The 16,589-nt window shown below is 64.3% G+C and carries 13 protein-coding genes and 1 tRNA gene; all 14 read left to right on the top strand.

Translation table 11 applies throughout. The features are described 5' to 3' along the window. The first annotated feature begins 123 nt into the window (after positions 1–123). The 14 genes from HMPREF1155_RS05065 (at position 124) to HMPREF1155_RS05130 (ending at position 16,513) form a co-directional block, all read left to right on the top strand. The gene (locus tag HMPREF1155_RS05065) at positions 124–1,275 is read left to right on the top strand and encodes a C40 family peptidase (RefSeq protein WP_009077968.1); all 1,152 of its coding nucleotides are present in this window, start codon (positions 124–126) and stop codon (positions 1,273–1,275) included. Between the two features lie 542 nt (positions 1,276–1,817). Further along, the gene (locus HMPREF1155_RS05070) at positions 1,818–3,098 is read left to right on the top strand and encodes a C40 family peptidase (RefSeq protein WP_009077749.1); all 1,281 of its coding nucleotides are present in this window, start codon (positions 1,818–1,820) and stop codon (positions 3,096–3,098) included. Positions 3,099–3,210: 112 nt separating this feature from the next. Beyond that, positions 3,211–3,287: transfer RNA gene (locus tag HMPREF1155_RS05075), tRNA-Pro, on the top strand. Positions 3,288–3,348: 61 nt separating this feature from the next. Then, a complete protein-coding gene (gene tatA, locus HMPREF1155_RS05080) occupies positions 3,349–3,609 on the top strand; it encodes a twin-arginine translocase TatA/TatE family subunit (protein WP_006363183.1) in 261 nt (86 codons plus the stop codon). Between the two features lie 99 nt (positions 3,610–3,708). Continuing rightward, complete coding sequence (gene greA, locus HMPREF1155_RS05085) at positions 3,709–4,176, top strand: transcription elongation factor GreA (protein ID WP_174222057.1); 468 nt, start codon at positions 3,709–3,711, stop codon at positions 4,174–4,176. A gap of 102 nt (positions 4,177–4,278) precedes the next feature. After that, the gene (gene lysS, locus HMPREF1155_RS05090) at positions 4,279–5,787 is read left to right on the top strand and encodes a lysine--tRNA ligase (protein WP_009077895.1); all 1,509 of its coding nucleotides are present in this window, start codon (positions 4,279–4,281) and stop codon (positions 5,785–5,787) included. Positions 5,788–6,151: 364 nt separating this feature from the next. Next, positions 6,152–8,749, top strand: coding sequence for an ATP-dependent Clp protease ATP-binding subunit (locus HMPREF1155_RS05095; protein WP_009078064.1), 2,598 nt, complete (start codon positions 6,152–6,154; stop codon positions 8,747–8,749). Between the two features lie 111 nt (positions 8,750–8,860). Continuing rightward, positions 8,861–9,694: a 2-C-methyl-D-erythritol 4-phosphate cytidylyltransferase gene (gene ispD, locus HMPREF1155_RS05100; protein WP_006363178.1), complete on the top strand. Its 834-nt coding sequence runs from the start codon at positions 8,861–8,863 to the stop codon at positions 9,692–9,694. Positions 9,695–9,706: 12 nt separating this feature from the next. After that, a complete protein-coding gene (gene ispF / locus HMPREF1155_RS05105) occupies positions 9,707–10,207 on the top strand; it encodes a 2-C-methyl-D-erythritol 2,4-cyclodiphosphate synthase (RefSeq protein WP_009077856.1) in 501 nt (166 codons plus the stop codon). A gap of 141 nt (positions 10,208–10,348) precedes the next feature. Then, positions 10,349–11,854: a cysteine--tRNA ligase gene (gene cysS / locus HMPREF1155_RS05110; protein ID WP_009077810.1), complete on the top strand. Its 1,506-nt coding sequence runs from the start codon at positions 10,349–10,351 to the stop codon at positions 11,852–11,854. Further along, positions 11,855–12,646, top strand: coding sequence for a 23S rRNA (guanosine(2251)-2'-O)-methyltransferase RlmB (rlmB, locus tag HMPREF1155_RS05115; RefSeq protein ID WP_009078073.1), 792 nt, complete (start codon positions 11,855–11,857; stop codon positions 12,644–12,646). A gap of 6 nt (positions 12,647–12,652) precedes the next feature. Next, entirely contained in the window at positions 12,653–13,234 is a 582-nt protein-coding gene (locus tag HMPREF1155_RS05120; protein WP_006363173.1) for an NYN domain-containing protein, read from the top strand. Further along, entirely contained in the window at positions 13,231–13,701 is a 471-nt protein-coding gene (rlmH, locus tag HMPREF1155_RS05125; protein WP_009077950.1) for a 23S rRNA (pseudouridine(1915)-N(3))-methyltransferase RlmH, read from the top strand. The genes HMPREF1155_RS05120 and rlmH overlap by 4 nt, the downstream gene beginning before the upstream one ends. An 82-nt stretch (positions 13,702–13,783) precedes the next feature. Next, positions 13,784–16,513 (top strand): DUF3825 domain-containing protein, encoded by a 2,730-nt coding sequence (locus HMPREF1155_RS05130; RefSeq protein ID WP_009078053.1) that lies wholly within the window; start codon positions 13,784–13,786, stop codon positions 16,511–16,513. Positions 16,514–16,589 lie beyond the last annotated feature (76 nt).

Raw genomic sequence — 16,589 nt, forward strand, 5'->3', positions numbered from 1 at the left:
CGTGTACATCGTTATGAGGAAACTCGATGGTAAATGGCGGGCGGCGGAATCCGTCGCGCATGCTTTTGATAGGCTGGACGAGTCGATACCTGCGCTTCCCGTACTGACGTGAAGGAGTCTTACGTGACGCAATTTTCTCGCCGGGCATTTCTCGGGGGTGCCGCCGCTTTCGGCGCCGCACTCGCCGCACCTCGCATCGCATTCGCCGACCCCACCTCAAGCGACGTTCAAGCTCAAGCCGACGCCGTGCGCGTGAAGCTTGACGACATGCAGTCGAAGCTCGAAGCCGCGTCCGATGATTACTACACCGCGCTTTCCCAGCATGACGCCGCCGAATCCAAGATGGAAGAGGCTCAGGACCGCATAGACGATAACAACGCCCGCATCGCCGACCTCCAGGATCGCCTGGGCGGCCGCGCGCGCAACATGTATCGCGACGGCCAGACCACGTTTCTGGATGTGGTGCTCGGGTCGGCCACGATCGATGATTTCGTCAAGAACTGGGATGCGCTCAAGGAAATGAACGCCCAGGACGCCGATCTGGTCGCCGAGACCAAGGCCCTGCGCAAAGCCAATGAAGCCGAGGAGAAGGAATACGCCGACCAGGCGACCCTCGCTCAGCAGAAGATGGACGAGGCCGACAGCATCCGTCTCGAAGCCGAGAAGCTCGTCGAGCAGTACCAGGCCGAGGTCGACTCCCTCGATGCCGAAGTCGCCGCGCTCGTGGAGCAGGAGCGCCAGGCTGCCGCCGAGGCCCAGGCCGCCCAGCTCGCCGCTTCGTTCACGCCTTCGTCGAACGAAGGCTCTTCATCCTCGACGACGTCGTCTTCCTCGTCCTCGTCATCCTCCCATTCATCCAACAACGCGAACGACGACTCCGACGACTCTTCGTCCAACAAGCCGTCTTCTTCGCACTCGAACTCTTCGGGCGGCGGGTCTTCCCACCCCGAAGTCATCGACATCGCGGCGGGCTTCATCGGCGTGCCGTACGTGTGGGGCGGCACCACGCCGGCCGGTTTCGACTGCTCCGGCCTGACGAGCTACTGCTATGCGCAGATCGGCATCAACATCGGGCGCACCACGGGCGCCCAATACGGCACGGCGCATCAGGTCCTGCCTCTTTCCCAGGCCCTTCCGGGCGACGTGCTGTATAGCGGCAATCATGTGGGCATCTGCACCTCGGCCGGCGGCGGGGAATACATCCATGCCCCTCGTCCTGGCGAAAGCGTCTGCTACGCCAGCTGGAATCTCTTCTACTGCGCGCTGCGCTGGTAAGGGCTTTCCGCATTCGTTTTTGCAGGGCAGGGTCGGCTTCGGCATCCGAGCGTCGTGACCCCGCTGCGTTCTCAGGGCTCCGCGTCCTCTTTTCCGCGTGGATGCCGATACGGACGACGGCGTTGCGTGAAGGCGATTCGCCAAGGATCCATGCTCGTGCCGCATGCGATTTCCGATCTTCCGAACCCTGAGCTTCTCGCGAAGCTTCAGAGGCTGCAGTCCGTCTTTTCTGCGGGCATCGGGCGATTTGTCGCCTTTTTCTGTAAAAGGGCGTGCCGGAAATATTTTTTCGCGATGCGTGCAGAGGATTCTTCTTGCGTGCCGTGCAAGTCCGGTACATGCGCTTTCTCAATATCTCGTGGCTTCATCGCCGGCGTCTCTTGCATATGGTGGGTGGCCCAACGCATGCGCCGCGCGTATGCGCGATGCAGAAAAAGAGGCGTGTCATCTGCATCTTTGAAAGGCGTCTCGGGATTTGGTATGCTCGACGGGCTTGGCGTCGCGTATCCGATGCCGGGCCTACATATTCGAAGGGACTCGTTATGAACACTCCAAACGCAGCATTGACGAGGCGGGCCTTCTTCGGCGGAGCGGCGGCGTTCGGCGTCGCGCTTGCGTTGCCGAAGGGCGCATATGCTGACGATCCTGCAACGTCCGACGTGAAGGCGCGCGCAAGCGCCGCGCGTGACAAGCTGAACGATATGACCGTCCGGCTGGGCAAGTCGTCCGATGCCTACAACCAGGCGCTCGAAGACTACGATGCGGCCGTTGCCAGCATGGACGACGCTCAGACGCGCATCGAGGAGAACGATGCGCGGATCGCGGATCTCCAGAGCCGCCTCGGCACGCGCGCCCGCAGCATGTATCGCGAAGGGCAGACCACCTTCCTCGATATCTTCCTGGGATCGTCGTCGTTCGACGACTTCGTCAGGAACTGGGACGCTCTGACCGATATGAACAGCCAGGACGCCGACATGGTCGCGCAGACGAAGGACCTGCGCGTCGACAACGAGATACAGAAGGAAACCTACGCCCAGGCCGCCGCCACGGCCGATCAGAAGCTTCAGGAGGCCGATGCCGAAAAGCAGAACGCCGAAGCCCTGATCAAGCAGTACCAGGCCGAGGTCGACTCTCTCGACTCCCAGGTGGCAGAACTGCTCGAACAGGAACAGCAGGCCGCCGCCGCGGAGGCCGCGAGCGCCGCGGCATCCGTGGGCGCATCGGCTCCTGCGGCATCGAACGGCGGTTCTTCGGGTTCCGGCTCCACATCCGGTTCGAGTTCGTCCTCATCGTCGAACTCGTCGGATTCCGCCCCTGCGGCGCCTTCGCATTCCGATTCGGATTCCGATCCGGATGCAGGCTCGGATTCGGATTCGCGCCCCTCGGCTCCTTCGAGGCCTTCGAGCCCGTCTCATTCGCATTCGTCGGACTCGTCTTCGTCCCGTTCCTCCTCAGGCGGATCGAACTCCTACGGATCAGCGATCCTTGCAGCGGCGGAAAGCCAGCTCGGCGTTCCGTATGTCTACGGCGGCACCGAGCCGGGCGTGGGCCTCGACTGCTCCGGCCTGACGAGCTACTGCTGGCAGGAGGCGACGGGCAGGTGGATCGGGCGCACGACCGATGCCCAGTACGCGTCTGCCGACTGGATCGGTTCGCCGAGCCAGGCGCAGGTGGGCGACGTTCTGTACAAAGACGGCCACGTGGCGATCTGCGCGTCGGCCGGCGCGGGAAGCTACATCCACGCCCCGCTGCCGGGCAAGGTGGTGCAGTACTGCTCGGCATCCTGGTGGAACCCTTGGACCGCGGCCCTGCGCTGGAATTAAGAAGCCTTCGAGGACGCCTTTCGGGGCGTCCTCGTCGTTTGCGGAGGTTTTCTAAAGCGACGTCGCCCTTCGGGGCTTTGTGGTAACATACCCCGTGCTGTTTGCGGGAAGTCGGGACGTGGCTCAGCTTGGTAGAGCGCTGCGTTCGGGACGCAGAGGCCGCAGGTTCAAATCCTGTCGTCCCGACCATGCTCTCGCATGCAATCGAGCGTTCATCCTTGTCGGTTGAGCGAAAACGCTTGGAGGAAGAATGAAAATTTTTGGCCTGGGAATGCCTGAGCTCCTCATCATCCTGGCGGTCGCACTCCTCATCTTCGGCCCCAAGAACCTTCCGAAGCTCGGCAGCGCCCTCGGTCGCACGGTGAAGAACCTGCGCGAAGGCATGGGCGGCGGCAAGCAGGAACTCGAGGAAGAGGTCGCCGAGGAAGAGAAGCCCGTTCGCAAGAAGAAGAAAAAGGCTTCCGGCTCCGAAGCCGCGGAAACCGACGGCGACTCGACGAGCGAAGAATAACGCTCGCAATGCAATTCGAGTGGGCATGCCGATTCGTCGGCATGCCTTTTTTGGTACCGGGCCTCGGCCCGCAGGATACGAATGGAAGCGCGGATCAACATGGCTAACGAAATCGTCCTTACTCCCGAAGGCAAGCAGAAGCTCGAAGAAGAGCTGCATTTCCTCGAAACCGAGAAGCGCGCGGAGGTCGGCGAGCGCATCCGCGTCGCCCGCGAGTTCGGCGACATCTCCGAGAACTCCGAATACGACGACGCCAAGAACGAGCAGGGCCTGATGGAAGCCCGCATCGCGCAGATCAACGACATTCTCTCCAACGCCGTTCTGGTCGAAGCCCCCAAGCGCTCCAACCGCGTGAACATCGGCAGCACGGTCACCGTGGACATGGGCGGCCGCGAGCGCGTCTTCACCATCGTCGGCGCGGCGGAAGCCGATGTCTCCTCGGGCAAGATTTCCAACGAAAGCCCCGTCGGCGCGGCTCTCCTGGGCGGCAAGAAGGGCGACCATTTCACGGCCGAAGGCCCCACGGGCCGCGTCATCGAGATGGATATCGTCAAGATCGAGCACTAAGCCCGTCGGCTGCATCGCCGATCGATCCTGCAGGTTTCCCATGACGCCGCACGCCCCTCATGCCGTTCGGCGTCGTGCTGGATGCGAGCGAAGGAATTCCAGATGACCGAAGTCAACCCCGACGTCGAACGCGCCGAAATCGAAGACGATCCCATCGAGGTCCGCCGCAATAAACGAGCCGCCCTCATCGCTGCCGGCAAGAACCCGTACGGTTCCCGCTTCGAATACTCGCATCATGCGCGCGATCTCGAGGAGGCGTACGCCGATCTGGAGGACGGAGCGTCCACCGAAGACGTGGTGAAGGTCTCGGGCCGCATCATGGCGATTCGCAACCAGGGCAAGATCGCCTTCATCGTGATCCGCGACCTCACGGGCGACATCCAGCTCTTCTGTCGCGTCAACGTCTTGGGTGAAGAAGCATATGACGAGGTGAAAGACCTCGATGTCGGCGATTGGGTCGGCGCCGAGGGCACCGTCATCCGCACGCGTCGGGGCCAGCTCTCCGTCGCGCCCACGTCGGTGCGCCTGCTTTCCAAAAGCCTGCGTCCGCTTCCCGAGAAGTTCCATGGCCTTTCCGACAAGGAAATCCGCTATCGCCAGCGCTATGTCGACCTGGTCATGAATCAGGATGTGCGCGATACCTTCGTGAAGCGGTTCGCCATCGTCTCGGCCATCCGCCGCTATATGGAGTCGCAGGGCTTCTTCGAAGTCGAGACGCCGATGCTCCAGCCGATCATGGGCGGCGCGAACGCCCGTCCCTTCGTCACGCATCACAATGCGCTGGATATGGATTTCTATCTGCGCATCGCCACCGAGCTTCCCCTGAAACGCCTGCTCGTCGGCGGATTGGAGCGCGTTTTCGAGATCGGGCGCATCTTCCGCAACGAAGGCATGGATCCCTATCACAATCCTGAGTTCACGACGATCGAAGCCTACCAGGCGTTTTCCGATCTCGAGGGCATGATGGACCTGACGCGCGGCATGATCCAGGCTGCAGCCCAGGCCGCCTGCGGCACGCTTCAGGTCGAATACCAGGGGCGGGCCATCGATCTTTCCGGCACCTGGACCACGCGCACGATGTGCGATCTTGCCAGCGAATACGCGGGCGAAGAGGTCGGCATGGACCGTTCGTGGGAAGACCTCGCGGCCATCGCGCGGCGCGGCGGCGCTTCTATCGAAGCATCGTGGGGCAAGGGCAAGCTCATTTCCGAGATCTTCGAGGCCTTCGTCGAAGACAAGCTCGTTCAGCCGACGTTCGTGACCGAGCATCCGCTCGAGATCTCGCCCCTTGCGAAGAAGCTTCCCGACAATCCCGAGTTCACCTATCGCTTCGAACTCTTCATCTGCGGCCATGAGTACGCGAACGCGTTCAACGAGCTCAATGACCCGATCGATCAGGAAGAGCGGTTCGCAGCCCAGATGGAGGCGAAAGCCGGCGGCGACGACGAGGCCATGGAATACGACAGCGACTACATCCGCGCGCTCGAATACGGCATGCCGCCCGCAGGCGGCGTGGGCGTGGGCATCGATCGTCTGGTCATGCTCCTGACCGATTCCGAGACCATTCGCGATGTGCTGCTGTTCCCGCACATGCGGCCCGAAGCCAAGTAGGCGCACGGGCGGTTCTTCTCCATAACGGCGCTTCTCCATGGCGCATTCGAAGGCGCGCAGATCGCATACGCGCGCCTTTCCGTCTACGGACCGTCATGCCTCGTGCGGCCGTGCGAGGCGGATCCGACGTTCGGCAACCGTACGGCAACGCCGTATTGCATGCTTGCATGCCATAAAATCTAAGTCGTATAGTGTTAGAAAATATGAAAAGCATGCGTGGAAGTCGTTGCAGAACCATGATAAAGGGCGCGCCTGCCGCCCCGATGCTTCGGGCCTGCATTAGACTGAAACGGAAAACTGGGGCTGCAGGGCATTCATATGCGGGGCATTCCGCAGCATGCAGCCGAACGGAAAGGTGAAGCACATGGCTTTCGAAAAGTTCACCGACAAGGCGCGCCATGTCCTGATTCTCGCTCAAGACGAGGCACGCGCCCTGGGTGCGGCCGAAGTAGGAAGCGAATTCCTTCTGCTCGGGCTCATCCAGGAGCCGGAGGGCATGGCGGCGCAGGCGCTCAGCCAAGTCGGTATCGTCTACGACAAGGCGCGCGCGGTCGCCGCGCGCAGGACCGAGGAATCCAAGAAGGATGCGGTCGAAGCGCCCGAGGGGCAGACGGGCAAGACGCGCCTGTCGTTCTCGTCCGCTGCGAAGCGCATCCTCGAAAACGCGTTGCGCGAGGCCATGCAGATGGGCCAGACCTACATTTCCACCGAGCATCTGCTGCTCGGCATCTTGCGGGAAGACGCCTGCGGCGCGCTTCGCGTTCTCTCGGAGCTCGGCATCGAGGCGGATGCAGTCCGCTCCGCACTGAACGACCTGGTCGGCAAGCCCTCTCCGGTCGCACCCGGCATGCCGTTCTTCAGCGGCGCCGATCCCAAGGGCGACTCGAGCATGCTCGAGGAATTCGGCACCGATCTCACGAAGAAGGCGCGCCGCGGCACGCTCGATCCGGTCATCGGGCGCTCTGCCGAAATCGAGCGCGTGCTGCAGGTGCTTTCGCGTCGCCAGAAGAACAACCCGCTGCTCATCGGCGAGCCGGGCGTCGGCAAGACCGCCGTGGCCGAGGGCCTCGCGGAGCTCATCGCCGCGGGCCAGGTTCCCGACATCATCCGCGACAAGCGCGTCATCACGCTCGACGTGTCCGCGCTCGTGGCCGGCAGCAAGTATCGCGGCGAATTCGAAGACCGCCTGAAGAAGGTCGTCAAGGAGGTCATCAAGGCCGGCGACGTCATCCTGTTCATCGACGAGATGCATACGATCATCGGCGCCGGCTCGGCCGAAGGCTCCATCGATGCGGCCGCCATCCTGAAGCCGCCGCTGTCTCGCGGGGAAATCCAGGTCATCGGCGCGACGACCACCGAGGAATATCGCAAGCATCTCGAAAAGGACACGGCGCTCGCGCGCCGCTTCCAGACCATCACGGTCGGCGAGCCGTCCGAGGAACAGGCCGTGCGCATCCTCGAAGGCCTGCGCGACCGCTATGAGGCGCATCACCATGTCCGGTACACCGACGAAGCCATCCAGTCGGCCGTCTCCATGTCGGTCCGCTACATCCAGGATCGCTTCCTGCCCGACAAGGCCATCGACGTGATGGACGAGGCCGGGGCGCGCGCCCGCATTCGCAACCGCGTGCTTCCTGAAGAGGTTCTCAAGCTCGATGACGAGCTGCGCCGCGTGCGCAACGACCGCGAGGACGCCGTCGCCAAGCAGGAATACGAAAAGGCCGCCAAGCTCCGCGACGAGGAGACGGTGCTGACCGCCAAGCGCGACGAGGCGCAGAAGAAGGCCGAGGAAGAAGCCGACGCCATCGTGTCCGAGATCGGCGAATCCGAAATCGCCGAGGTCGTGAGCCTTGCATCGGGCGTGCCCGTGCACGACCTCACCGAAGACGAGGCGAAAAAGCTTTTGCGCATGGAAGGCGTGCTCCACGAGCGCATCATCGGCCAGGAAGAAGCCGTCACGGCGCTCTCGAAGGCCATCCGCCGCAGCCGCAGCGGATTGAAGGATCCGCGCCGTCCCGCCGGGTCGTTCATCTTCCTCGGGCCGTCGGGCGTCGGCAAGACCGAGCTTTCCAAAGCGCTCGCGGAGTTCCTGTTCAGCAGCGAAGAGGCGCTCATCTCGTTCGACATGTCCGAATACATGGAGAAGCATACGGTCAGCCGCCTGATCGGCTCGCCGCCGGGCTACGTCGGCTTCGACGAGGGCGGTCAGCTCACCAAGGCGGTGCGCCAGCATCCGTACTCGGTCGTGCTCTTCGACGAGATCGAGAAGGCGCATCCCGACGTCTTCAACATCCTGCTGCAGATTCTCGAGGAAGGTCGCCTGACCGACGCCCAGGGCCGTACGGTCGACTTCCGCAACGCGGTCATCATCATGACCTCGAACGTCGGCGCTCGCGACATCGTGGCTTCCGCGCCGCTCGGCTTCGCTCCCGACAATCAGGTCGGCCTGTCCGACAAGGAGATCAAGAGCCGCGTGATGAGCGAGCTCAAGAAGCTCTTCCGTCCCGAGTTCCTGAACCGTCTGGACGAGATCATCGTCTTCAAGAGCCTCACGAAGGATCAGATCGCCCGGATCGTCGAGCTCATGGTCGCCGATCTTCGCGACCGCCTGATCGAACAGAACATGACGATCAACCTGACCGAGGCCGCACGCGATCACATCGCCAAGGAAGGCACCGACACGGCCATGGGCGCCCGCCCGCTGCGCCGCGCCATCCAGCGCCTGCTCGAGGATCCGATCTCCGAGCAGATCCTCGAAGGAACCTGGGTCGACGGATCGGTCATCGACGTCGACTTCGACGGCGAGAAGCTCGTATTCACGCCGGGCGAGGGCGCGATCCCCGCTCCGCGCAAACGTGATAGTATTGCTCGCGAGGCGGAATCGTTGCTGCCGCAGTTCGACCTGAGCCATGCGGGCGTCGCGCCGTCGGCGGGCGGCTTGCAGGGCGGCGCTGCGGATTAAAGGATCATCGGCACGCCGCGCCGGCCGCGTTCTCGGCCGGCGCGGCCGTCGTGCAAGGTCGCATGCGATCGCGCTTCGCCTAAGGGACATGATGGTAAGGAGCAGATCGCAATGTCTGACGTTTTCCCAGGCGGGGTGCATGATCCCGTGCAACATCCGCAGATGCTCGTCGATCCTGCGGCCGACGATGCGGAATGGTCGTTCTCCCTGGCGTTTTCCGGATACGGCAAAGTAGGGAGGAAGGCCAAGGTCGCGGCCATCATCCTGGCGGGCGGCTCGGGCCAGCGGTTCGGGGCCGACGGCGGCAAGCAGATGGTCGGCATCGACGGCCATCCGATGCTGTCCTGGTCGCTTTCCGCATTCGATTTCGTGGAAGACATCGGGCTCATCGTGGTCGTCTGCCCGAAGGAGCGCATGGAGGAATACCGCACGCGCGCGATCGAGCCGTATCCCTTCGTCACACCCATCGCGCTCGCCCCTGCGGGGGATTCCCGCCAGGAAAGCGCGTTCAACGGCTTGGAGGCGACGCCCGAGGAATTCGAGTTCGTCGCCATGCACGACGGCGCCCGCCCTCTCATCACCCCGGCATTGATCGAGCACACGATCAACACCCTCAAAGGCACCATCGACGCGGACGGCGCGATCGTCGCCACGCCCGCCATCGACACGCTCAAGGTCGTGCAGAACGGCGCGATCGTCGGCACGCCCGACCGCACGATGTTCTGGAACGCGCAGACGCCCCAGGTCTTCCGCGCCGGCGTCTATCGTCGCGCGCAGGCCGGCGCCTTGCGCGACGGCTTTCTCGGCACGGACGATTCGTCGCTGCTCGAGCGCATGGGCGGGAAGGTGCTCGTGGTCGAAGGCAAACGCGACAACATCAAGCTGACCGTGCCCGAGGATTACACGGTGCTTTCCGCCGTGGTTCAGGGAACGTCCCTACGTTAGGAGATGAGCAGCATGGAAACCACCAAGTCGGCATTCAGCATGAGGATCGGCATCGGCTACGACGTGCATGCCTTCGCCGAAGGCCGCAAGCTCGTCATCGGCGGCGTCGACATCCCGTACGAGCGCGGGCTCGCGGGGCATTCCGATGCCGACGTGCTTGCGCATGCTATCGCCGATGCCATTCTTTCGGCCGCTCGCGCCGGAGACATCGGCGAACTCTTCCCCGATACCGACCCGGCCTTCGCCGGGGCCGATTCCCTGGCCCTTCTTTCCCAGGCGGCGCATCGCGTCCATGAGCTCGGATTCGAGATCGTGGACGTCGACAGCGTCGTCGTCGCCCAGGCGCCGAAGCTGTCGCCCTATCGCGACCGGATGCGCGAGAATCTGGCATGGGCCTTGGGCGTCACGGCCGATGCCGTTGGCGTGAAGGCCACGACCACCGAGCATCTGGGATTCGAAGGACGGGGCGAGGGAATTTCCGCGCAGGCGGTCGCCCTGCTGGCGCGCGTCTAGCGCGAAGCCCTGCCGACCTGCGACCATTTTCTAGAATGATGGCGCGCGCGATTGTCGCGCGCCTTTTCTATCGTACGATATCCCGTGCCCACGACGCCGGTTTCGCCGCACGTCACGAGCCTTTGCGAGCGAAGGATGCCCATGATTCGACTTTACGATACGCAGAGCCATGCGAAACGCGACTTCCATCCCGTCGAGGAGGGGAAGATCCGCATGTACGTCTGCGGCCCGACGGTCTACAACTACATCCACATCGGCAACGCGCGCACCTTCATCAGCTTCGACGTCATCCGCCGCTATCTCATGTGGCGCGGGTTCGACGTGACGTTCGTCCAGAACGTCACCGACGTCGACGATAAGATCATCAAGAAGGCGAACGAAGAGGGGCGCAGCTCCGCGGAGGTGGCCGCCGAATACACCGAGGCGTTCATAGCCGACATGCATGCGGCGGGCGTGCTGGATCCCGACATCCGTCCGCGCGCGACCGAGGAGATCGATGCGATGATCGACTTGGTCGGACGTCTCGTCGATGCGGGCCATGCCTATGAAGTCGAAGGCGACGTCTACTTCGGCGTGCGGTCGTTTCCCGCCTACGGCGCGCTGTCGAACCGCAATGTGGACGATCTCGAGGGCGGGCATCGTGAGCTGCGCGCCGACGGGCAGGGGCTCGAAGGGCGCAAGCGCGACGAGCTCGACTTCGCCGTCTGGAAGGCCGCGAAGCCAGGCGAGCCGAGCTGGGACAGCCCGTGGGGCAAGGGCCGTCCGGGCTGGCACATCGAATGCAGCGCCATGAGCCGCACGTATCTGGGTCTTCCGCTGGATATCCATGGGGGCGGCTCCGACCTGGTCTTCCCGCACCATGAAAACGAGATCGCCCAGTCTGAAGCCGCGTACGGAGAGACGTTCTGCAACTACTGGATGCACGGCGGCATGCTGCAGATCAACCAGGAGAAGATGTCCAAGAGCCTGGGCAACTTCCTTTTGCTGCGCGACGTCCTGAAAACGACCGACGCGCGCGTCCTGCGCATGCTCATGCTGCAGACGCACTATCGCAGCCCGCTCGACTTCAGCGACGAACGCCTGGACGAGGCGGCGTCTTCGCTCGAGCGCGTGGAGAACTTCATCGACCGCATGGACTGGCTCGTGAAGCATCCCGTCGAAGGGGAGGGAATCGGCACGCAGGCGTTTTCCGTTCCTCTCCAGGCGCTGCGCGAAGGGTTCGTCGCCGCGATGGACGACGACTTCAACACCGCCGGCGCGCTCGGGGCGCTCTTCTCCTGCATCAACGATGTGAACGCCGCGCTCGGCACCGCGTCGCTCGGGCAGGGCGATATCGAAGCCGCCTCCGATGCGCGCGATGAGGTCGTCGAGCTCTTCGGCGTGTTCGGCATCGACGTGCCGGGACGTGCTACGGACGCGCAGGATGCCTATCCTGCCGAAGTCGTGGCGCTTGCGCGCGAGATCGCGTCGTTTGAGGGCGACGACGCGCAGGCCGCCGTCGAGGCCCTGCTCGAGACGCGCGCCCAGGCGCGCGCTTCCAAGATGTGGGCGGTCGCCGACGCGGTGCGCGACGGCATGGGCGCGCTCGGGTTCGTCATCGAAGACACGCCGCAGGGCGCTAAAGTCACGTACGAAGGAAACCGTTAAATGGTCGATTACATCGAAGGGAAGCGACCGGTCATCGAAGCGTTGCGCTCCGAGATGCCGATCCGTCGCGTGCTCATCGCCGACAACCTCAAGCGCGACGGCCAGGTCGCCGACATCCTGCGCAAGGCGCGCAAGTTCGACGTCGAGGTGGTTCCCGTTCCGCGCAAGGAGCTGGATGCGAAGAGCGAACGCGGAAGCCACCAGGGCGTCATGGCGGAGACCGGCCCGTATCGCTATGCAAGCCCGTCGGACATCCTGGACGAGGCGGAACGCCACGCGGCCGACCATGGCGGCGCGGCCCTCGTCGTGGTGCTCGACCATATCACCGATGCCGGCAATCTGGGCGCCATCGCACGCTCGGCCGAGGTCGTGGGCGCGAGCGGCATCATCATCCCGAACAAGCGCAGCGTCTCGGTGACGGCGGCCACGTACAAAAGCTCTGCCGGATCGATCAACCACCTGAAGATCGCCCAGGTCGCGAACCTGAATGCCGTGCTCGAGCGGTTGAAGAAGAACGGTTTCTGGGTGGCCGGCGCCTCCGAGCAGGCGCATCATACGGTCTGGAAGGCTCCTCTCTACGGAAAGATCGCGCTCGTCATGGGCAACGAGGGATCGGGCATCTCCCATCTGATGCAGGACAATTGCGATTTCCTCGTCAAGCTTCCCCAGGAAGGCAAGGTCGGCTCGCTCAATGTGGCGCAGGCTTCCACGGCGGTCATGTACGAATGGCTGCGCCAGTGCACGGCGCGCGCCGAAGAGGCCGCGGCCGGCGCGCCGGCGGGGCGGGCATAGGCGTCCATGGCACGCACGCGCCGCAAGCTGCTCATCATCGACGGATACAACGTCCTGCGTTCGGGGGAACGCTACCTGCATCTGCGCGATGCGGGGCCGAACCCCGATTTCGCCGACGATGCGTTCAACCGCGCACGCGAGGCGCTGATCAACGACGTGGTCATGTATGCGGGCGGGGATGCCGAGGCCGTCATCGTCTTCGACGGCAACCACGAGCCGCCGGGAGATGCGGGCGAGAAGGTCGCCGGGGTCCGCATCGTATTTTCCACCGCAGGCAGCAGCGCCGACCGCGTCATCGAGAAGCTGAGCCGGGACGCGCGCGACCGCGGCATCGAGGTCATGGTGGTCACGAGCGACGCGACCGTCCAGAACACCGTCTTCGGGTTCGGGGTCGATCGCATGAGCGCGAACGGCTTCAGCCGAGCGGTCGCGCGCGACGAGCACGAGCGCTCCCTCGACGAAGCGCCGGGAATCGCCGTCAAGAACACCGTCGCCGAACGCCTGTCGCCGGGCATGGCCGAGAAACTCGCCGCCCTGCGCGACTCGCTGGGCGCTGCGGGCGGAGGCTCTCCGAGAGGAACCGCATGAACATCGAAGTCGTCGCCGTCGGCAGACTCAAGGAGCGCTTCTGGGCGGATGCGTGCGCGGAATACATCAAGCGTCTGTGCGGATACTGCACGCTCGCTGTGCGAGAGGTCCCCGATCGCGACCCGCGGATCTGCGGGGGCGAAGAGGCGTCCCGCACGCTTGAGGGCAAGGGGATTCTGGATGCGCTGCCGTCGCGCGCGCACGTGATCCTTCTCGACATCCAGGGAAAAGCGCTTTCAAGCGAAGACATCGCGTACCGCCTGGACGATCTCAAGCTCTCGGGCGTAAGCGACGTTGCCTTCGTCATCGGAGGATCCGACGGCGTGAGCGCGGACGTGCGCGCCCGTGCGGACGAGCGGGTATCGTTCGGCCGCATCACGCTGCCGCACAACCTCGCGCGCGTGGTCGCGCTCGAACAGATCTACCGTGCCTTCAAGATCAGCAGGCACGAACCGTACCACAAGTAATCGCGGCCCCGTGCCGCATGTCGCGCGGCCTCGTCGGCCGCATCGGCGGCCAGGCGGCCGCCCTATCGAAAAGGAGAAGAAGGTGCCGTCGAAGAACACGCAGCCTCCTACGCTGTCATTCGAGGATGCGCAGCATATCTACCGGATCCTTACCAAGTCGTTCACGTTCGAGGAGGAATATCCGCTTGCGAATCTCGGGTGGTGCTTCGTGCGCGAAGGCATCGACAAGGAATCGTACGGCTTCATCAAGCTGCGCACGATGCTTGCCGAGCTCGAGTTCGTGACGCTTTCATCGCGCGAGATCAGCGGCGAGTTCCAGTCGACCTTCATCCTCCATGAGGCGCCTGGGTATGCACTCGATGCGCCTGAAGGCGCTTCAGGGGAACCAGGCCGGGCCGATACCGCGGATGCGGCCGACGGCGCTGCGGAGACTGGAAGCTCGCGCTTGGATGCGCCCGGCGGCGCCGGTTCGGAAGATGCCGACGGATCGGAAGCGGCGGACGATTCCGCAACCGATGCGCAGGGTTCCGACGAAGCTCCTGCGACGGAAGCCGCTGCGAAAGCATCTTCCGAGATCGCCGCAGCCGAAGAGCCCGCGCCCAGCGTCGAGGCTCAGGCCGAGCCCGAGGCAGAACCGGCCGAAAAAGCCCCGAAGAAGCCCGCGCGCGCACGTGCGACGCGTTCCCGCAAGAAGAAGGAAGAGCCGGCCGCCGACGAGGTCGAGGCGCCTTCGGCCTCGGCCGCATCCGCGTCCGATGCCGCATCCGCTTCGAGCGCCACGCCTGCGGATTCGTATGCCGAGGGGGCCGACGCGAAAAGCGCGCCTGCGGAAGAAGCGGAAAAGGACGCGTCCGACGAGACGTCCGCACCCGCCAAGCCCGCGCGCGCACGTGCGACCCGGACGACCAAAGCCGCCAAAACCACCAGGACGCGCAAGACGGCCAAGAAGGCCGAGGCCGAGAAGCCTGCCGCATCCGACGATGCGGAGGAGCACGCGAATCCCGGCTCGGACGCAGCCTCGACGGCTGCGCCCGACGGCGCGACGGCACCCGTCGCCGATGCCGTTGCCGAGGTTTCGTCTGAAAGCGAAGCGGCCTCTGCTGCGGCCGCCGATGCCGACGCTGCTGCCGAACCTGCGTCTGCACCGGTCAAGAAGACGCGGCGCACCACGCGCAAGAAAGCTGCTCCGAAGACGAAGGCCGCCGATGCCGAACCGGCCGAAGCGGCGGAGGCCGCACCTTCGCAAGCCGATGCGTCCATCTCCGACACGGAGGCGATCGATACGGAAGCCGAGGCCGAGAAGAAGCCCGCACGCACCCGCACGACGCGTCGCCGCACCTCCACGAAGATGAAGACCGAGACGGAATCGGACGATGCCGCCGACGGGGCCGAAGGCGCCTCTGCGTCCGAAGCGGCCGCACCCTCGTCCGAGAAGAGCGCCGCCTCGTCCGAGACGCCCGAGGCACCCGTCGCGTCCGGCAAGAGCGCGTCTGCACCTGCGGAAACCGTCGAGGTGCCTGCGCCCGATGCGTCCTCGTCTTCCGAATCCGCGCCCGAATCGGCATCTGAGGCAACGCCTGAAGCAGCGCCCGCTCCGTCCTCTTCGCGCCGCGGCAGGCGCGGCGGCCGCGGCCGCGGCCGGGGTCGCGGCGATGCGGAGCGGAAAGAGGATGCTTCCGCCGATCAGGGTGCCGAAATATCCGAGCAGTCGGGAGATGCCAAGCCCGCTGCGGGAAGGACGTCTTCGCGCACGCGCGGACGCCAGCAGAAATCCGTGGCGGCATCCGATGTGCTGCGCTCCACGATCAGGCGTAATCGCCGCTACGCGCCCGCACGCGTGTTCGAACGCTTCGCATATCTGGGGCACTGGAAGGATTTCCTGAAGAGCCTTGCGGCCATCGCGCTTCCGGAGCCATGGGACTTCAACGGCGATGCCGACGCCGCTCCGCGTCGATACACCATCCTGAGCAACTACATCCGCTACACGTTCTATCGCCTGACGCTCGAGGACAAGATCGGCTACTCGTCCGACGAGACGTTCTGCGCGTTCAACACCGGGCTCGTGGATACCCATTACGACGACATCTATGCCTGCTTCGAGCGCAACGAGAAGACCGAGGCCTTCCAGCCCTGGTCGTTCACGAGCTTCTGCACGGCGGGCACGGGACGCTACGGCAAGCAGCTCGTGCGCGAGCTCAACCCGCTTCCGCAGCCGGCGAGCTACCTGTCGCGCAAGGAAGACCTGCTGTTCGATCTCGACCGCCAGATCGTGTGCGACATCGAGCATATCGTCATCGACAACATCCATCGCCTGCCGCTCGAATTCTTGCGCGACGAGCTCGCCTCGTCGAAAGAATGCATGGCGGTGCTCGCCGATATCGAATCGGCCCCGGACGCAGAGGCGGAAGCCGAGGCGTATGACAGTCTGCGCACCATCATTTCCACGAAGTCGCGCCTGTTCAGCCGCTTGAGCAATAGCGTGAACGCCGCGATCGACATCGCGCGCCGCCAGGTGCGCTGGAACTACAAGACGGCTGTGCCTGCGTACTATCCGCGGACCAACAACATGAACCTGCTGCTGCCGCTGAACCTGACCGAAGACAACATTCCCGATGTCGCGCTCGTGGTCGAACTGCAGAAATCGGGTAACTACCAGGGGCAGACGATCATCACGATGGTGCAGGCCTATCGCGACGCGCGTCTGGTGTGCCGCCCGTACATCGACTGGCTGTCGCCGGCGACGATCGTCGACGAGATGGATGATGACGACGATGACGACGGGCAGGATCCCGAGGGCGAGACCGAAGCCTGAGCCGGATGAGCCTCGCTCGCGTGCATGGCGCAGCGTGCTCCGGGCAGCCAGGCGTGCATCGGGCCTCGCTGTGCGC

Source organism: Slackia sp. CM382 (genome assembly GCF_000293015.1).
Lineage (GTDB): Bacteria > Actinomycetota > Coriobacteriia > Coriobacteriales > Eggerthellaceae > Slackia > Slackia exigua.